The sequence below is a fragment of the Aerococcus sp. L_32 genome (genome assembly GCF_050689315.1).
Genome location: NZ_JBOEQF010000026.1, coordinates 1 through 19020, shown reverse-complemented (window position 1 = coordinate 19020; position 19020 = coordinate 1). Strand labels below are relative to the sequence as shown.

Below are 19020 nucleotides of genomic sequence, written 5' to 3'. Positions count from 1 at the left end.
CAGAATTGGCAAATCAATATCTGCCAAGTCTTCAAGTTGAAGACCGATTCTAGGGATTCGATGCACTATGTTCCCTTCCTTATCAAAGAAACACCCGAACACTTCCCCTACAGCGTGGTTACTCTTAATCTTAGATGAACTTTCTAAATCAAGTCCCCTACGCCTTGCCATAATTTTAGCATTACCAACACTAAAAAGTAAAATGTTAGCCTCTTTTAACCGCTTTAAAGTTGATTGAATCACAGGATCATTCATTAAAGCCATATTTGCCACCTCAGATAAATTCTCAGGAGCATATAAGGAAATATTATGACCGTATAACTTTTGCGCTAGAATATCGCTAATTGTGTTGGCTTGGGTTGCTGAAGCATCTCCGATTCCACCCCTAGCTGCGACAACAGTAAAGTGTCTGTCAGCAGAAGGTGCTATTTGAACATGTTCACTCACCTCTAGCATAGTTGAACCACCAGTAACAGCAATCGTATGATTCCCCGCTGGTAAATTCGTGTCTAAGTATTTTGAAACTTGTAGACCCATTTCAAACAAAATATGTTGATCCTGGTCGATATCTCCTGAAACAATTCGAGCATCTGCTATGTTGAGCACATCAGCCAAATGTTTTTCTTGTAGGTGAATTTTATTTGTATCACGCCACAAGTCTTGACCTGTAGCAATTGCTCGTTCCCCTTTTGGCGTAATTGTCATACCCGCAGGAGAAGAATCAATGAGACCTTGTTGTTTCAAAACATCTGTAATTGTACGTAGCGGTCGTTCGGTAATTCCTAACTTTTCAGCTAGTCCCTTCCGACCAATCGGACCATCTTTGAAAATCCGCTGTAATACGCTAATTCTCTCAAAATAGGTCTTCTGAACTTCCGGCACTACTTCAGTAATACTTTTAAATAATTCGTCCATAGTCCCCACTTTCCTAGTACAAAAACGTGGAGTGTAAAAACACTTGGACTTTTATTGTCCAGCGTGTCTTTTTTTGACCACCCTCCGGTAAAAAAATTGATTCCTTCGAATCATATCTCTTTACAAGAGTAATCATACCAATAAATTTATCCGCTTGCAAGCTTTTAAGCCCACTTTTCTTCTACACGCCATGACAGCTATACGCCTTACAAAGAATATATATTTAAGGACATTTCCACGGGCTATATCGAACGCCTTAAAGAAAAAGAAGCAGGTTTTACCCCACTTCTCTATACTTAAAATTGGTTAACTATTTTTGTAATTCATCGTTTTTAGTCATGATTTGATCTAATAAACCATATTCTAAAGCTTCTTCTGCAGTTAACCAGTTGTCACGGTCGGTATCGCGTTCAATCACTTCTACAGGTTGACCAGTCATTTCAGAGTATAGACGGTTCATTTTTTCTTTTGTTTTCAAGATGTGACGTGCAGCAATTTCAATTTCAGTTGCTTGTCCTTGAGCACCACCTAATGGTTGGTGGATTAAGATTTCAGCATTTGGTAAAGCAAAACGTTTACCTTTGGTTCCGGCAGCCGCAATAAATGACCCCATTGATGCAGCCATACCCATTACAATTGTTTGTACATCTGCATGTACGAATTGCATAGTATCATAGATTGCCATACCTGAAGTGATAGAACCACCTGGTGAATTAATGTATAGGTAGATATCTTTATCTGGATCTTGAGCATCTAAAAATAATAATTGCGCAATGATTGAGTTGGCTAAATCGTCATTGAATTCCCCGCTCAACATAATAATACGGTCTTTTAATAAACGAGAGTAAATATCATAAGCACGTTCACCGCGAGAAGATTGTTCAATAACTGTTGGTACTAAATTCATTTAAATGTCCTCCTTTTAAACTTGTATATTGGTATTATACCTTTATGGTCAAAATTGGTCAACAAATATAACTTTTTTGACTTGCCTTATCATTTTAGCATAGAAGGTTCATTCTGCCCAATAGCTGGCCTTCATGACTTGAAAACGAGACATTTTCTCTAGTTAATACCTAAGACATTATCAATTGTTAAGAACAATTGATGCCACCAGATTCCTATAAACGCTTGAATTTGACTAAAAACTAGGCTATAATAATCCTGTTATTGTTTTTTAAGCAAAATATACAAAAATTTGCGCCCGTAGTGTAATGGATATCACATAAGATTCCGGTTCTTATGATGGGGGTTCGATTCCCTCCGGGCGCATTTGAGCATTTTAAAAGGTTTCGAAACACGCTATAAACGTTAGTATAATAAGGTTTTGAAACAAGTATGAATCCCATTGAGTTGTAATGTTCCGTATTAAATGGCGTAACATATAGCGTAACTTTTTTAAAAAATATGCGTGTTCCCGTTCTAAAAGAAATGAAATATAATTGTTGGCTTTTACTTCTATGAGTAAGGCTTTTTTTATTGCAATAAAAAAGCCCCTACCTCCAATTAAGGAAGTAAGGGCTAGTTTATTGGAATAACTTATTTTAGATGATATTTTAAATCCAGTGATTAGAGTGCTCTTTTTATTTAATAGGCAAGCCCCCTTCCTCTAAGTCGTTGTAAGTTTCCACCGTTTTCTTGATGATGTCGCTCTGTTGTCTGTGCTAAAAGTTTTCCGTCCACTTCCCAGTTAGCATTCACATAAATAGCATTTTCGCTTAGTCCGCTATCCAAAGCGGTGTTGGCGTTAATATCCCATGTTCCGCTTGGCGTGTTTAAGTTCATTCCATTCACACCAGCTACTTCATTTTGAATTTCACCAGCAACGCTAGAAATGTTTGATTTAACAGTTTTGAAGTTATCCATCAAACTATCGTTAAAACCTTGCATGATTGCTCGACCTGCTGGAATTAGCAATTTACGGTCATAACTAATTGGACCTTTATGTTCTTTTATCCAGTCTGCGATGCCACCAACAAAGTTCTTCACGCCTTCCCAAGCTCGTTTTAAACCACCAAGAAACGAGTTCATGATGGCATTACCAGCATCAGCTAGATTTATATTTTTTAATGAGTTGAATACATTTTTAACAACTTGGATAGCACTTCTTATGACGTTACTCATAGCTTTTCCTGCGCTACCAAAACTAGTGAAACCAGTTATCAAACCGTCAATAACCTTTTTGATTATATCTTTGGAAGCCTTAATTATGTTTCCTATATTCTCCCAAGCGCTTTTCATCATACCTTTTAAACCATTAGCTGAACTACCAAAGTTTGCGAATAGACCAATTGCTACCCCTACCCATTCTGCAATGAATTGCAAAACAGGAGATACAAATTTCAACGCTTGTACCAAGAAATTAATTAACGGTGTAAGCCATTGAATCGCAACTGCTAGCATGTCAAATAGCCCTGTGATAGCCATTAGCGCACCTTTAAGCACACCACCTAGGAATGCACCTAGAATTTGTAATACAGGCATCAACGCTTCAGCTAGTATCGCTAACACTGGTTGCAATACGTTCCATAGATTTACGAAACTATCTACGAATGTTGAAATGGCTGGACCAGCAACACTCATAAACGTTTCAAACCCAGCTTGTAATGCTGGTAGGATAGCTTCAACGAATGTTGCTAAACCGCTAAAGTCCAGTTGTGTGAAAGCATTAGCTACCATGTCGATAAGTGGTGTGATTGTTTCCCCAATACTTCCGATTAGTTCTGGTAGTTGCCCAAATACCGTTTGCGTTGCTTCAGTCAATGGTGCAATGGCGGTTGTAAATTTCTCAACAATGCCACCGACACCACCCTCTATACCGATGCCTAGCATGTTCATAAGGTCAGTACCACTTTGCATTAAAGCTGGGCCTAAACCTTCCATTGCGGTTGAAAACAATACAGGTAAATTAGATACGATTTCCCATACCATTGGTGCTAGGTTGTCTATTAAAAAAGTTTTACTAGTTTCGATTAATGATTGAATCGAGGGAATTAAATTTTCCCCACCAAGTGCTATATTACCTAGTACGTTTTGTGCGGATGCTTTCATCGCTGCGAACGATCCTGACACCGTTTCACTTGCTTCTTGAGAGGTTGCGCCAGCTATTCCCATTTCATCTTGAATTTCGTGAATAGCCTCAACCATCGTGTGGAATGGAATATCTTTAACGTTTTCTGCGGTCGCTTCAAATGCGCCACCTAGTACGCCTGAATCGTTAATTAAATTAGCCATACCCTCTTGTGTACCAGCATACCCAAGGGATAAGTTATCTAGCATTGTATAGTTGTCTTTTGCAAACCCTTGATAAGCATTCTGAATCATACCGATATCAGTACCCATCTTATTCGCATTATCAGACATGTCAACAATGGCTCTATCAGCATACTTCGCAGCTTTAGCAGTATCTCCGCCTAAACCTTGTAATAACGTAGCACTAAAGCTAGTAGCTTGCTCCATGTATTGGTTAGCCGATACACCGGCCGTTTTATATGCGTTTTGAGCGCTCTTGATAACAGTGTCCGCATTCTCTTTAAATAGTGTTTCAATACCACCAAGTGATTGTTCTAACTTGGCACCTTCTGCTACACCGCCAGCTATTGTACCGGCTATTGCCGAGCCAACTGCAGCACCACCAGCAACTGCGACTGTTTTAACACTGCTCATTAGCGAACTACCCAGTGAACTACCTAGCGATTTCCCACTAGATTTCACTTCTCCGCCCATAGACTGTTCGATCATACCTTTGATACCTTTTGCTGAAGGCACAATTTGCACGTATGCTTTTCCTAATTCTGTTGCTATATAAATCACCTCTTTTTTTCTTCTATCTAGTTACAATGACGACTACATAAGTATCATAGACCACCACCCTTCAAGTTTTTAATACCATTTTTGGTTGGTACTAATATCATAGGTAACCAATGTTCTGTTTTATAAGGATATTCAAACCCTCCCCAATCTATACGCCCTAATCTGAATCTTTCTACTATTAAATACTACATTTATATATCCAAAACCTTTGGGCTTTACTCCAGCATAGCCATTAGCTCGTCTTCAACCGCATTCAATACACTGATTTTTGTTTCTTTGGTGCTTCCCCCATCATCACTGGTCAATATAGCGTTAATATCAGTTTCTGTTAAATCTAGGCTAGCAACTTCATTATCTGACTGCTGTTGTCTTTTGGCTTGTTTGTGCTGGTCAATGTAGTAGTTGATTTCTTGTATCTCACTATAAACCATAACCTCATAATCGCTTAAATAATCGTGTTTTAAAAGGGTTTTAAGTGTTGGGTAGTCAAGAGTGGGCAACAACTCTTTGAATAGCTTATAACGCAATTTAAGGGCGTTTATTTGCCTGTCTAATGATTCTTGATTTAATACCAAGCGAATAACAAATTGTTCAATGTTAATAGCGTGCGTATAATCATCTATTGTGAAACCATATTGTGAGGTGCCTGTAAATGATTGAACACTATACGCATATAATTGCGATTTAAGGCGTTCTGTTTCTAGTCGTTTAATCTTATATGGCAAGGCTATATGTCGCCTGATATGGTACTTAATTTCTTTGTCAGTTGCCCTCTCCATGACTAACCCCCTTATTATCTACTCGTATATTCTTCTTTGGTTTCTTTGAAATAATGTTCATACATCAGTAAGCAAACTTGAGTCATTTGATTGTTGAATTCGTGCCTAGTGATTCCCACCATATCGCAATAATCATCGTATTTCATGAGTTTATTTGTGTAGGCACTCCCTACATGTCTTTTAGTTCCATACGCTTCAACTATTTCAGCATGTTCATAAAAGAAACTATGAATAAATTGAAGCAGTGGCTTAGGTGCATTCTTTAAAGCGGTCATAATTTTTTTATAATCATTGATTTCAAACTTACTTAGTTCATCTTTGTGCATGGCATATATTTTCCACCTTTTCAGCACGAATTTAGGTCTACTATAAAATGACACCGTTCAACCTCCTTCTTGATAATGAGTACATCGCAACTGGATAGGCTAGCATTTATGGATTTCTTTTCTTCTTACGGTAGGCAATCATCTTCTCTTTAAAATAGCTTTTGTGGTTAGCACGCCATTCTCTTTGGGATAACTTCCGCCCCTTTTTCTTGCATGGATCACTACAATATTTAGCGTTATTGGTGGAGGCTTCAAAGTCATTACCGCAAATAGTGCATTGCTTTATCATTTTTAGTTCACTTCCTTTATTTTAGAATGATTTAACACGAGGAATAATGTTCAGTACGGCATGAAGGGCTTTCTAGGGTGAGGGTGCGGGAGATATGCCCCGAGTATCTTTTAACCGTCTTAGAACGCAAGCATTTGCCTTATTTACCTATATTTGATTGCGTGATTGGTAATTGTTATAAAGTTTTTTAAATTTATTTTTTTATAGATTATATTCTCAATTTGTAAATATCTAAACTCGATGAGCTGGTCGCAACATTGCCATAATATTTTTTAATCATGATTAGATTTTTGGTTTCTGTCTAGCTATGTTTATACTGCTGGGGTCAACCAACTTGATAGGTCAACTGGATAATATAAAAGATTATTTAAATAAATAAATAAAATAATAAATAAATAAACAGTTATCATCTTAACTCTGTATAAATGAAACGCTGTGAGACGCTGTGTGGTGCATGGTAGACCTAGGGTGTGGGTAGTTGGGGTGGCTGGTGCATGGTAGGGTGTCGGTGTATAAGTAAGGGGTGGGGTAAAAATTAAAGCTACCTCGCTATATACCAGTACCCCCCCTATATCTCTTACATCCTGTTCCTTACTGCTGTACATCATATAAAGACACAAGCGAGATGATTCGCCTGTGTCTAGTGAATTAACCAAATAAACCTTTTAGCATACCCTTCAAAGCATTATCCTTTTCTTGTTCGCCTTCCGTCTTAAGATTGTTTGCGTGTCGGACAGTTCTCTCGATATGTTCATCAGCTTCCGCCTTAGCCTTGGCGATTTCTTGCTCGGCTTTTTCTTCGTTCTTCTTGACTAAAAAATCATCATAAGACTTCATGAATTCCTGTGCTTCAACTCGTTCGGCTTCATATTCTGCCTGTCTAACTGCGGACTTTTTTGCATAATAGTCCTGTGCTGCCTGTTCTTTGGATTCCGCCATTTTCTTCATGGTATCAACATCCACATCGCCGTCATCGGAAATGTATAGCTTTGAACGTTTTTGATTGTATAGCGATTGCTCCAATGGTGTCATCTCGATATATTTTTCATAGTCCGCTAGCGCCTTAGCTCTTGATGAATCTGTTACATAAATTGGTTTTTCATTAGTCATAAGTAATTATCCTTTCTTATTTAAAAAGTTCTTTGTATAGTGGGCTGGCTTGGATATAGGTATCAAAGTAGGTCAGCTTGAAACCGTCTTTGTTAGCTGGTAACCCAAGTGATTTCAAATTATCGTTTAATTCTCGAGTATAGCTAGCTTGTTCATTGGCAATTTCTCCAATCTTCTTCAACATCTTGGCAACTTCCGCCTCTGCGTTTTCTTTGTTGGCTGTCGCCTCCGCCAATGCTTCATCAGTTAATAAAGATTCCTTTTCTAAACTAGACAATTTATGATTAAAGAATTCTTTGCTATCCTTTGCCAATTGCAATGCTTTACGGGCTTCACTATAAGCAGTAGGATCATCACCTAACTTAGCTTTATTCAAGTTGTCGGTCGCCTGTTCGATGTCGTTAGTCGATTTATCCAATGCAACTTGCAACTTATCTTTTTTGGCTTGAAACGATTCTTCTGATTTGGCAATCGCAATCTTTAACTCTTGTAATTTTGTATCTGTAATTTTCATTTATATAAATCTCCTTCATTAAAACATTGGTAGTAATAGCAGCAATATAGCTTGTTTGGTGGTAATCTCGCCTGTTTCAAATTATCCATCGCCCCTTTAATTTAAGGGCATAACAGAACGCTCATAGTTGAATTGTAGTGTCGGTGTGGTAATTCTTTAAGCTGTTCCATGTTCGTGCCTCCGTTTCTTGTCCGTCAATTTCAATCATTTTTTAATAACACAATACTGCCTAGCAATTCCTCTAAATCCACTTGATTCATCAAGTAATAGTTAGCGACTCGGTTTACTGTTTCGCACTTTTCTTTTAACTCCCAATACTGCCAATATAAGCTATCTCGTTCGTACTCTGCATCTTCGTACTCTGATTTCAATTCATCATGCTTTACATCCAAAACACGAATATCTTCATATAAACCATCATTTTCGTTTTTTAGTTTTTCGATTTCAGTTTCCAGTTTTTCTTTTTCAAATTTCAAGGTAACAATATCGCTGTGTTGTCGCATGTAGTTATCAATCAATCTCTCGTGTTCTAGTTGTAATTCTTCCAATGTCATTGTGTTTTTCTCCTCTTGTGATTTTTTTAATGGTCGATTTTTAGCTGTTTTTAAGTAGTTTTTCCGGCGAAATTTAGGGGGTTAAAAATGGGTGTTTTTTCGCCGGTAAACTTTCACGATTTCCCTTGTGGCAGTAGGTTTTTGGGTATGACATTTATTCGACAATTTAATGATATATATCTATAATAAAACGGGTCAATAAATGTCATTAGTTTATTTTTCTTAAAATCTTGTACATTTCACAAACTTCTTCATACTCGAAACCATGTCGTCTAGCAATATAGTCTAAGGTAATAAGTTGGTAGTTGTATTTATATCTTTGCTTACTATCTCTAGCTGTATCAAAAACAATCATTCTGTTGTAAACCTCCTTTACTTTCTTAGAAGTAGTCTTAAATTTGGTGGCAACTTTCTTCATGGTTGCTTTCTCATCATCAGTTGAAACTTCTTCGCCTGATCCTTGTAAACTATTAATCAATTCAGCCAATAACAATTGGGTGGCTGACTTACGTCCTTTGTTGCGGTGGAAACCTTCGATTTCCTCCACTGTACGCAACTGATTTCTCAATTCATACATTTGCGCCCGTTTTTCAATTCGCCGTAACTCATGAATCGTCTGCTCGTAAGTACAAAATTTGACCAATCCAAGTGTTGCTTTGCCGTGATGCTTATTCATTGCCTGTAACAAATAGTTGGCTGGGTCTACATCTTCCTCTATCTTGTTCGTTTCAAAGTATTCCCTTTGGAGTTTGACAAATAACGGTTCGGATAGAATTTCCGCAACATTTTCAGCTTTCTTTTTTTCACTTTTCAAAATTTCTTTGTGAATGGCTTTAAAATTTTGGTCGATTTCACTGCTGGCATCATTATCTTTTATGTACTCACTGGCGAAAAATGTATCAGAATCAACTTCAAGGTATCTAGTTACTTGTGTAATAAAAGCCCTTGGGAAATAACTGTAATAGTCGTTCATTGCCGTGGTGGCTTCTTTTCTCAAATATCTATAATCAATATCGAATAGTGATTCTCGCATCCGTTCAAGTTCAAGAACCGCATTTTCATCGTATGGCAATTGAGGTCTAGCGTTTTTCTTTTGTTCTTCCATGAGTGCAATTTTGATAAATTCTTTATCAGCTTCACTCTGCTGGTATACTCGACTTCTGAACCCTGTTAGCCGTTCAAATAAACTAGGTGTGTAGGTGTGCACTTGGTCATAGAAACGGTCTTTCAAGTATCTTTGGATGCCCTCTGATTGTTCTACAAGTGTTTTATAACGGTACTCTAGGTTAAAGGCTTTATAACGCTTCAACCGGCTTGGATCTCCGCCCTCTTTTTCATCTTTATCCATATCTTTTTTTACAAACATAGGAATAATAATCTTATCGTAATGGTTACGAAACCTATTTACTGCCTGTTTAATGGTGGCAAGGTCAAACAACTTGGATAAACTGTAATGGGGGCTAATCATACAAACATAATGAGCATTCTCGTTCAATATGTTAATTCCATCGGCTATTGCGACGGTTGCTAGAATCACGTCCACGCCGTTTGGAAACCTCTCATTCTTGACAAGGTATTTATATGTGCTTTCGCTCTCTGCCTGTCGTGTCGTTTCGCTGGTAATCGTACCGACTTTAATTCCTCGTTTAGTTAGTACCGAATCAATGTTTTTAATAGCATTCTTGTTATTCACAAAAGCCAATACCTTGTTGCCCTTTTTCACTTCATTGAAAATCAAAGCAGTTGTTTCACTTTCAAATGATTTGGCATCTTGATAAATCGCAAAATCTATTTTTGAGTAGGGTTTAATAGCGTTTTGCTGGATGACGTTGTAAATGGCATCAAACTCCGAATAGTCTAATATTTCGGGCGTTCCACTTAGTCCAATCATCTTGACGTTATCTTGCTTAGCAACGTCTAATACCTCGTTAATTGCCTTAGAACGATACGAATAATCGCTAACAAATTTGTGTATCTCGTCCACTACTAGAATGACGTCTTTTCCATCAGCGTGTAAATTTTGAATAACCTTTTTCGTCTTATCGTATGAACCGACAAACAACTTCATTTTGGTCTTTGCTAAATTTTGATGAATCACGTTTTGGATATTCAATCTGCCAATAAAAGCCCTACCTAGATTGTGATTAGATGCCGTTTGTTCAGCCAAAACCTTGCTTGGCATAGCGATATAAGCAACTGCATCAACGTTGGTGTCTAGGTATCTTTTAAGGGCATTTACGGTGGCTGTCGTTTTACCCGAACCGGTAGGGCTGTTTAGAAGAACGTTTTTGTGTCCGTCTTGGATAATATCCATTAGTTGTTCTTGCTGGAGTTGTCTATCTACATGAATGTCTTTTAAAGCCGTTTTAAGCTCGTTCTCGTCAATTGGTGGGTTATTATACTTAAATTCCTTTGACGACTTATAACCAGCCTTTTTTGCATGATATACAAGCGAGGCAATCGTACTTGCATTGGGCTTGGTTTCGTCTGCTTTATCATAAATTTTTTGATAATATTCCAATTCGTGATTATCGGCATCGAATGCTTGCATGGCTCTGACGGCGCTTGTTTCGTCTAACAAACCCATCTTGCTTGAGTGCGCTATCCCTAGCGTTGTACTGATCCATTGCCCATAATCTAACTGACTCCCGTTCTTCCCGTAAAATTCAGCCATAGCAATATACTCTTGGCTGGTGACTGGTGCTTGCTGGTATCTGCTTTGGTTCGTTAGCATTTTTTCAAATACTCTTAAATCTTCAAATGACTTAAATTCATCTTTATACGGCTCAACATCAATCACGTTAATAGGGTTATAGTAAATATCCTTGTTTCTCGAACCGAAAATAAATTGTTTCGATAGGGTCGGTTCGATATCTGCCATCTCCATTAAAGCTATACGAGGGAATTTAGATTTCAGTTCTTCAATCAATCTAGTTTCAATATATTCAGCCAACTGATTTTTAACGGGTTCTGATAACTCAAAAATCAACCTATAAGCGTTTTGTGGTCTTAGACTATGCTCTGATATGGTTTGGTGGGAGAATGTAAAATAACCTCCACTAGCATTGCTATTTTCAAATACTTCATGAGGGTCATACTCTGAAAAGTCGTCATCAACATCAATCACAATTAAGGAAGTAGAAACTCGCTTATTGCCTTTCGCTTTAATATCTTCAATATAAAGAACGGCTTCGGCATTATCTTCTCTTTGCAACTCTCGAATATCTCGCTTTTGTTCGCCCGTTAGGTTATAACCATACTCGCCAACTTGAAATGAAAAACCATTTGTGGCAAGTTCTAATAACTCATGTACAGTCATTTCACGAGAAAACTGTTGTTTCATGCGCTGGTATAAAGCGTTGAATGTCTTGGTATCAGACTTTGAGGGCTTAGCTGTCAATTGCATATCAACCACTTTTACAAAATGTTTTGAATCCTCGTGCTGATATTCGATTGTGGTTTGTGGTGTGTTGCTTTGTGTTTCTACCGTCAAGCTAGCCCTCCTTCCCTATCTGATAATCTTCGTTTAGTCGAAAAACCGCCATCTCATCAATTTTAGTAAGCTGTATGCACCAATTAAAGTACACGCCAAAGCTGTTTTCATATCCACAAAAAATATAAGCATGACTGATATTGTGAAAATATAGCACCATTGCCATTGTTTGAAATTTATGAATTGCTTTTGGGTCATATATTTCTGCATTTTTCTACGCCTCCTCAACATCTACATCAATGCTGGCGAGTTCATCAATTTGAATAAGTTTTTCTAATACGTTGTTATTCAAATACACTAAGTGGGCAATGGATCTAGTTGCTTCATAAGCAAGTGCAAGCATAGTCTCGCTGGTTCTTTCATTCTCGAATTCGACTACCAAGCGCTCTATCTCGCTTAAATAATCACTTAAAATTTGGGTTTCTTGTGATGCACAGTGCGTTGTCATTTGTAACTCAACTTTTTGGTTTAATTTATTCATGGTAAATCTCCTTCATATACAAATATTGTTTTTAGTTTCTATATGGTGTATAATAAAGGCATAAAAAGCTTGTGAATGTGGTAATTCTAGCTGTACGGACTTAGTGAGTTGGCGCTCTGCTAAGTCTTTTTTTATGCCCTTTTTTCATTTCCTTTGGTGCGGGAACACTCTTATTTTTTTAATTGATTCTGTGTTGAGAAATGAAATTGTTTATATCGCTTTTACGAACATAGATTTTTTGACCGATTTTGAATGTCGGTAGACCTTCTGCTATAAAATTATTTGTGAATGTTGCGTTCGATACACTTACATATTCGCACGCCTCTTTTACCGTTAGATACTCTCGCGATATTCCGAGGTCTCGCTTAGCTTCTGCCATAGCCTCTGCATATACATCTTTTAATTCGTTCTGTAAAGCTGTATAGAACGATTGGGGTAATTCCAGTTGCAAACTCATGTATTTTCACCTCCTTTAGATACATCTATCATATTCACTTGTTATTCTATCGGCGTCATTTATGATTAAAAAAAGAAGAATAAATCATTCATTTTTTCTAGAGTATCAAAGCTAGGTTTACTTCGTTTATTCTCAATATCTGAGTAATAACTTCTAGATATACCTATCTTATTGGCGCATTCTTTTTGACTTAATTTATTTCTCTTTCTATAAATAATCATTGTTTCAACCATTCTGTCTTGTAACGACATTTTCATGTAAACCACCTCCTCACTTTTTTATTCTATCGGCGTCATCAGCCTAATTACAGTATACACACTATCTCTATCGGCGTCAATATAAAAGTTTGCTATCGGCGTCTTTTTTTTGTAAAATTGAGTTAGAATAATAGAAAAGAGGTGTATACATGAGTATTGGTACTCGCATAAAAGAGTTGAGGTTAGAAAGAAATATGACTCAAAAAGATTTCGCAGAAGAAATTGGTATATCTCGCTCATATTTGGGCGACTTAGAAAATGATAGAAAAAGTCCCAGCGCTGAAACGATCAGCAAGCTTTCGGATAAGTTAAACGTTTCTAGTGCATATTTTTTTGGTGGTAAAAAAGATAATTCAACTTTGAAAGAAAAATCTGATGATGAATCATATTTTGATACCCACCAAACAGACTTTCAAAAGTTAGACGGCATTCTCTTGGGAATAAGTATTCAAGCTGAAAAAGATTACATAGCACTTGAAAATTCTGATGAAGATCCTCTTGTTTTAGGAGATCTCTTAAATAATATTAGCTATGTTGATATAGCGACACAGTACAAAAGGGAATTAATCAGAAAACAACCTTTAGAATATTCGTTTTATGTTTTCGATCATATTATTTACATTTTAAAGCCCGTTAATGAATTATCTGATGATGATTATAAAATTGATTTAAATTACTTCACTGGTATTCAGGTAATATATGAGGATCCTATAACTTTAGAAAAAGATATTATTCTAGACGAAGATTTAACATCCTCCAAACAAGTTGTTGATATTATTAGGCAACATTGGGGAGATATTATATATCTATACTTCGAGGGTCGAGAATGGGGTTGGAAGGACAATATCAATAATAAACAAACATTAAAAGAAGTTTTTCTTATAACAAAATACGGTTTCGAGAATGAACAAATTCTTGATTATCGCTCCCCTATTGAATACTAATTTATATAAAAACACCTTTTCCTTTCTTTTGGTGCGGGAACACGTTAAGGAAGGACTGTTACTATTGGCAACATATAAGCAATATGAAACAAATAAAGGTACGTTTTGGCGGGTTCGGGGCTATCTTGGTGTTGACCCCTTGACTGGCGAAAAAAAAGAAGCTAACAAGCGTGGTTTCAAAACTAAGAAAGAGGCACAACGTTACTACAATAATGCAAAGGTGCAATTTCAAAATGAGGGTATAAAAAAAGAACCCCAAAGAATGACCTTTGAGGCTCTCTATCAAGAGTGGCTTTTAATTTATGAGAAGGATGTCGAACAAAGCACCCTAGTTAAAACGAAACAGGTATTCAGAACGCATATTCTTCCCCGCTTTGGTAAATATTATATCGATAAAATACAAGTAAGCCAAGTGCAAACTGCTGTTCATGAATGGCGGGAGATTTTACAAGAATATAGGAAAGTATTCAATAAGTTTAATCGTGTATTGAAATATGCCTATAAACTGAAATACATCAAGGATAACCCTTGCGATTTTGTTATTTTACCTAGCAAACCTTTGATTAAACATAAAAAGGAAACACTAGACTTCTACACGAGGGAACAATTAGAAGCGTTCATGACTTGTCTAAGTGAAATGAATACCCGAAAATGGGAGGCGTTCTTTCGTATATTAGCTTTTACTGGTCTTAGACGTGGTGAGGCGCTCGCTTTAACGTGGGATGATATCGACACTAAGCAAGGTCTTTTGACCGTCAATAAAGCTGTTAAACGTGGCGAGAACGGTCAGTATGTAGGATCTACTAAGAACGAATCTAGCATGCGGACAATCACTATTGACGATAACACAATTAAGATACTCAAAGCATGGAAAGCTGAACAGGCGAAAACTTTAATTGGTTTTGGTTTCAATGCTATTCAAGCCAACCAATACATATTCAGTAAGTGGAAGGATAATACCCCACTAAATACTATGGCACCTCGAAATGCTTTAGTTAAAATATGTAAGAGGTTTGATTTGCCTATGATAAATATACATGGTTTCAGATCTTCTCATTGCACGCTGTTGCTTGAAGCTGGTGTACCTTTAAAAGATGTCATGGAAAGATTGGGTCATTCTGATGTTCAAACAACTTTATCGTTTTATTCATACGTTACAAAAGATAGTCGGGATAAATCGGCTCAAATGTTTGCAAAGTACGTAGATTTTTAGCAAATGGCGTAACTTATGGCGTAACATTATAAAATCACTACCTAAAATAGAATAAAAACGTTGATACAACAACATTCTAGTGGGTTCGGGGTTCGATTCCCTCCGGGCGCATTCAAATAAAAAAATTATTAGGTTGTTGCTATTTATGAGTTACAGCTTTTTTTTACCCTCAAACTATAGAATTCTTTAATTTCCCTTTTTTAGTGTTCATGTTTATGTAGCTTAACATTGCATGTATAAATCCTTTGAAAATTCATAAAAATGTTTTATATTTAAAAAAAGAAGATCACTTCATCAGTTAAGGGGAGGAATTAATCATGTCAGTTACAACAACTATATTAACTCTTTTAGTCGCTTTAGAATTCTTTTATATCATGTATATACAAACTATTACTACCACGTCAGCCCAAACAAGTAGAATATTCAATATGGAAAGAGATGAGTTGAGAGGGAAATCATTGAATACCTTATTAAAAAATATGGGAATATATAATGGTCTCATTGGTCTAGGGCTATTATATGCATTATTTTTCAGTAGCGCTTCTATTGAGATTGTTCGTATGATATTTGTCTACATTATTTTAGTGGCCACATATGGTAGCTTCACTAGTAGTAAAAAAATTATATTGACACAAGGTGGACTATCTATTTTAGCCTTATTCTCAACCTTTCTATAATAGAATGCACAGAGTAATAGAAGGTAGATAATTATTTGAACCCTAGTTTAACTCTCTATTTTTTTAACGCGTTATTCGTAAACAAATAATTAGGTGATTTTTCTATTATTAGAACGATGAAACTTAACTAAACAAACCAATACTCTTTAATATCGATCTTGCAAAAAATAATAAACAAAAAATCGGGAGAGCTCCCGATTTTTTTGTTTATTGTATTTGAATTTAAATTAGAAGAATGTGTTTGTCACGCCGTCACCTGAAGCACGGAATGATTCAGCTGATGTAGTTACACCGTTAGTTAATACATCGTTAACAGCTTGGTAAGTTTGTTCTGATACTGTAGCGCTAGCTGCCATACCGTTTGAAACAACTTCAAATTGACCAGATGCGTTAACTACTGCCGAAAATGAGGTACCACCCCAGTTACCTGAGTTTGCACGGTTAAGAATTACAGAGAATACTGCTGCTTTTTCAGAGTAGCTCGGACCAGCTTCAGTTTCTACTACTTGCAATACTTGGTAAGGGATTTCTTCTGCTGCTATGTATGAAGAAGTTGAAGATGTTTCTTCAGTTGTTTCTGCTGCTTCATATGAAGTTGCTTGTACAATTGCTGTTTCTTCTTCACCTTCGTATGCAACTGGTTCTACAGTTGTTTCTGCTGCTTCTTCAACTGTTTCAGTTTTCTCAACAGTTTCTTCCTCTACTTTATAAGTATCTTTTTTATTGTTTGTATCTTCTACGACAACTTCATTTACTTCACCTTCATCATTTTTAGTAAATGAAATAGACTTAGATGGGAAAATTAAATCTGCATTTTCAATTTCATTAATTTGTACTAGTGTATTCACGTCAACACCTGCTGCATTAGCGATTACTGATAAAGTATCGCCATATACTACTGTATACTCAGAAGTTGATTCATCAATTGCTTGCATATCAGCTGAAACTTCTTCAACGCTACGTGCTGTCCATTCCGCTGCTTTAGCATCTTCAGTGTTAAAGCCTGCTGTCGCAAATAATGCTGACAATGCAAATGTTGTTCCTAAAATAGTTTTGTTAAATTTCATGTTAAGTAAAACTCCTTATTTGTTTAGCTATTGCTTAGCTGTTTATTTAGCCACTGTTTCGACTACATGCAATATACTACACGGTATGGATTCAAAAGAAAACCCTATAAACCCATTCGTTAAGGGGCTTTAAATGGACTGAAATGTTTTGTAATTTTTAATATTTTCATCTCAATTGTTACAATTCAACGTTTTCCCAGTATGACAACATTTACAGCACTTTCATCAATTATTGCATATTTTAATAAGTTATAATTATGACATTGTATGTAACAATTATTTTTTGAAAAATAGGTATATTTCACCACGCTAAAGGTCGATATATCAGCATTTTCGCACCCATTTCGAAGATTTATTCTAAAAATCAACCTCACAAACAACAAAAAAGGCCCCAAGAATTACAGCATACTTGCTATAATTCCGGGGCCTTTCTACTTATTAATCGACTAACTTATCTGACTCAGCGTCAGACATGCTATCAAAATCGTCTTTTTTGTTTAATTGTGCTAGCAATTGGTCGATATGGTTACCATATTCAATTGAACGGTCACGTTCAAAGAATATTTCTGGTGTTTTATAGATGTTTAGGCGTTTACCAATTTCAGAACGAACTAAACCACTAGATTTTTCCAAACCTTTTTGCGCTTTTTCACGTTCACTGGCTAATTCACTCAATGTAGTGTAGAAAATAGTTGCTTGCTGTAAGTCACCAGTAACTTCTACATCAGTAATTGTAACACCTTCAACGCGGGGGTCTTTAACAGTCTTTCTCAATATGTCATTAACATCGCGAAGGATCTCTTGACTTACACGTTCAGCTCTAAATTTTGCCATTGTGTATCACCTCTATTTTTTCTTCACTTCAACCATACGGTATGCTTCAATTTCGTCATCTACTTTAATATCGTTGTAGTTTTCAATTGTAAGACCTAGTTCAAATCCACGAGATACTTCTTTCACATCATCTTTAAAGCGACGTAACGAACCTAATTGACCATCATAGATGACAATTGAATCACGGATGATACGAACTTGTGAGTTACGGTAGATTGTTCCATCTAATACGTAACCACCAACAATTGTTCCTACTTTAGATACATTGTAAGTTTCACGAACTTGTACAGTACCAGTTACTTCTTCAACGAATTCAGGGTCTAACATACCTGTCATCGCTGATTCTACGTCATTAATTGCATCGTAAATGATGTTGTATAGACGTACTTCTACTTCATCTGCATCTGCTTGTAATTTAGCTTGTGGTGTAGGACGAACGTTAAAACCAATGATTAAGGCTTGTGACGCTTGACCTAAAGTAATATCACTCTCGTTGATTGCACCAACTGCTTGGTGAACGATATTTACTTTAACACCTTCAACTTCGATTTTTTTCAAGCTTCCAGCTAAGGCTTCAACAGAACCTTGAACGTCCCCCTTGATAATGACATTAACTGATTTCAATTCGCCTTCTTGTAGCGTTTCGAATAAGTTGTCTAAGGTTACAGCATGGTTTGCTTGACGACGTTCTTGTAAGGCACGGCTCGCACGCTCTTCACCAACAGCACGGGCTGTTTTTTCGTCATCAAAGGCTACAAAGCGGTCACCAGCTTGTGGTGATTCTTGTAAACCAGTGATTTCAACTGGTGTTGATGGGCCAGCTTGCTTGATACGGCGACCAGTATCATTAGTCATTACACGGACACGTCCATGTGTATCACCAACAACAATTGGGTCCCCAACACGCAATGTCCCTTCTTGGACTAATAATGTCGCAATAGCACCTTTAGATGGGTCAAGACGCGCTTCGATTACAGAACCTAAAGCTAAACGGTTTGGTACAGCTTTATATTCTTCTACGTCTGAAACTAATAAAATCATTTCTAGTAAGTCACTTACATTTTGACCAAATTTAGCTGAGATATTTACGAAGATTGTGTCCCCGCCCCACTCTTCAGAAATTAGGCCATATTCAGTTAACTCTTGCATTACTCGATCAGGATTAGCTGTTGGTTTATCAATTTTGTTTACTGCAACGATAATTGGTACACCCGCTGCTTTGGCATGGTTAATCGCCTCAACGGTTTGTGGCATTACACCATCATCAGCTGCTACTACAAGGATAACGATATCCGTT

Annotated in this window: 19 protein-coding genes and 1 tRNA gene; 4 read left to right on the top strand and 16 right to left on the bottom strand. The window is 36.8% G+C overall.

What is annotated here, in order from left to right:
• On the bottom strand, window positions 1-915 hold a 915-nt coding region (locus ACRCJ0_RS03375; protein WP_431389488.1), incomplete at its 3' end, for a sugar-binding transcriptional regulator.
• A 310-nt stretch (window positions 916-1225) separates the two neighbouring features.
• The gene (clpP, locus tag ACRCJ0_RS03370; protein ID WP_069286073.1) at window positions 1226-1822 is read right to left on the bottom strand and encodes an ATP-dependent Clp endopeptidase proteolytic subunit ClpP; all 597 of its coding nucleotides are present in this window, start codon (window positions 1820-1822) and stop codon (window positions 1226-1228) included.
• Window positions 1823-2115: 293 nt separating this feature from the next.
• Here clpP and ACRCJ0_RS03365 point away from each other — a divergent pair.
• A tRNA-Arg gene (locus ACRCJ0_RS03365) sits at window positions 2116-2187 on the top strand.
• A gap of 315 nt (window positions 2188-2502) precedes the next feature.
• Here ACRCJ0_RS03365 and ACRCJ0_RS03360 read toward each other — a convergent pair.
• From ACRCJ0_RS03360 to ACRCJ0_RS03310, 11 genes are all read right to left on the bottom strand, one after another.
• Entirely contained in the window at window positions 2503-4728 is a 2226-nt protein-coding gene (locus ACRCJ0_RS03360) for a phage tail protein (protein WP_431389487.1), read from the bottom strand.
• Between the two features lie 215 nt (window positions 4729-4943).
• Window positions 4944-5507 carry a hypothetical protein gene (locus ACRCJ0_RS03355; protein WP_431389486.1) on the bottom strand — a complete coding sequence of 188 codons (564 nt, stop codon included), beginning with the start codon at window positions 5505-5507 and terminating at the stop codon, window positions 4944-4946.
• Between the two features lie 14 nt (window positions 5508-5521).
• A complete protein-coding gene (locus tag ACRCJ0_RS03350) occupies window positions 5522-5887 on the bottom strand; it encodes a hypothetical protein (protein WP_431389485.1) in 366 nt (121 codons plus the stop codon).
• A 52-nt stretch (window positions 5888-5939) separates the two neighbouring features.
• Entirely contained in the window at window positions 5940-6122 is a 183-nt protein-coding gene (locus ACRCJ0_RS03345) for a hypothetical protein (RefSeq protein WP_431389483.1), read from the bottom strand.
• Between the two features lie 648 nt (window positions 6123-6770).
• Entirely contained in the window at window positions 6771-7232 is a 462-nt protein-coding gene (locus ACRCJ0_RS03340) for a hypothetical protein (protein ID WP_431389482.1), read from the bottom strand.
• 16 nt (window positions 7233-7248) lie between these two features.
• A complete protein-coding gene (locus ACRCJ0_RS03335; RefSeq protein ID WP_431389481.1) occupies window positions 7249-7746 on the bottom strand; it encodes a hypothetical protein in 498 nt (165 codons plus the stop codon).
• A 200-nt stretch (window positions 7747-7946) separates the two neighbouring features.
• A complete protein-coding gene (locus ACRCJ0_RS03330; RefSeq protein WP_431389479.1) occupies window positions 7947-8300 on the bottom strand; it encodes a hypothetical protein in 354 nt (117 codons plus the stop codon).
• Window positions 8301-8508: 208 nt separating this feature from the next.
• Window positions 8509-11793: a DEAD/DEAH box helicase family protein gene (locus ACRCJ0_RS03325; protein ID WP_431389478.1), complete on the bottom strand. Its 3285-nt coding sequence runs from the start codon at window positions 11791-11793 to the stop codon at window positions 8509-8511.
• A 214-nt stretch (window positions 11794-12007) separates the two neighbouring features.
• A complete protein-coding gene (locus tag ACRCJ0_RS03320) occupies window positions 12008-12274 on the bottom strand; it encodes a hypothetical protein (protein ID WP_431389477.1) in 267 nt (88 codons plus the stop codon).
• A gap of 178 nt (window positions 12275-12452) precedes the next feature.
• Window positions 12453-12731, bottom strand: coding sequence for a helix-turn-helix domain-containing protein (locus ACRCJ0_RS03315; protein WP_431389476.1), 279 nt, complete (start codon window positions 12729-12731; stop codon window positions 12453-12455).
• Window positions 12732-12796: 65 nt separating this feature from the next.
• A complete protein-coding gene (locus ACRCJ0_RS03310; protein ID WP_431389475.1) occupies window positions 12797-12988 on the bottom strand; it encodes a helix-turn-helix domain-containing protein in 192 nt (63 codons plus the stop codon).
• Window positions 12989-13137: 149 nt separating this feature from the next.
• Here ACRCJ0_RS03310 and ACRCJ0_RS03305 point away from each other — a divergent pair, with 149 nt between their 5' ends.
• The 3 genes from ACRCJ0_RS03305 to ACRCJ0_RS03295 all read left to right on the top strand — a co-directional run bounded on the left by ACRCJ0_RS03305 (window position 13138) and on the right by ACRCJ0_RS03295 (window position 15822).
• The gene (locus ACRCJ0_RS03305; protein WP_431389474.1) at window positions 13138-13932 is read left to right on the top strand and encodes a helix-turn-helix domain-containing protein; all 795 of its coding nucleotides are present in this window, start codon (window positions 13138-13140) and stop codon (window positions 13930-13932) included.
• Between the two features lie 64 nt (window positions 13933-13996).
• Window positions 13997-15145: a site-specific integrase gene (locus tag ACRCJ0_RS03300; RefSeq protein WP_431389473.1), complete on the top strand. Its 1149-nt coding sequence runs from the start codon at window positions 13997-13999 to the stop codon at window positions 15143-15145.
• Window positions 15146-15462: 317 nt separating this feature from the next.
• Window positions 15463-15822: a DUF1304 domain-containing protein gene (locus tag ACRCJ0_RS03295; protein WP_431389472.1), complete on the top strand. Its 360-nt coding sequence runs from the start codon at window positions 15463-15465 to the stop codon at window positions 15820-15822.
• Window positions 15823-16049: 227 nt separating this feature from the next.
• On the opposite strand, the gene ACRCJ0_RS03290 is transcribed toward ACRCJ0_RS03295, so the two are convergent.
• From ACRCJ0_RS03290 to infB, 3 genes are all read right to left on the bottom strand, one after another.
• Window positions 16050-16889, bottom strand: a complete 840-nt coding sequence (locus ACRCJ0_RS03290) for a cell wall hydrolase (RefSeq protein ID WP_431389471.1) — start codon at window positions 16887-16889, stop codon at window positions 16050-16052.
• Window positions 16890-17327: 438 nt separating this feature from the next.
• Window positions 17328-17723 (bottom strand): 30S ribosome-binding factor RbfA, encoded by a 396-nt coding sequence (gene rbfA, locus ACRCJ0_RS03285; RefSeq protein WP_016897460.1) that lies wholly within the window; start codon window positions 17721-17723, stop codon window positions 17328-17330.
• Window positions 17724-17735: 12 nt separating this feature from the next.
• On the bottom strand, window positions 17736-19020 hold a 1285-nt coding region (gene infB / locus ACRCJ0_RS03280; protein ID WP_431389470.1), incomplete at its 5' end, for a translation initiation factor IF-2.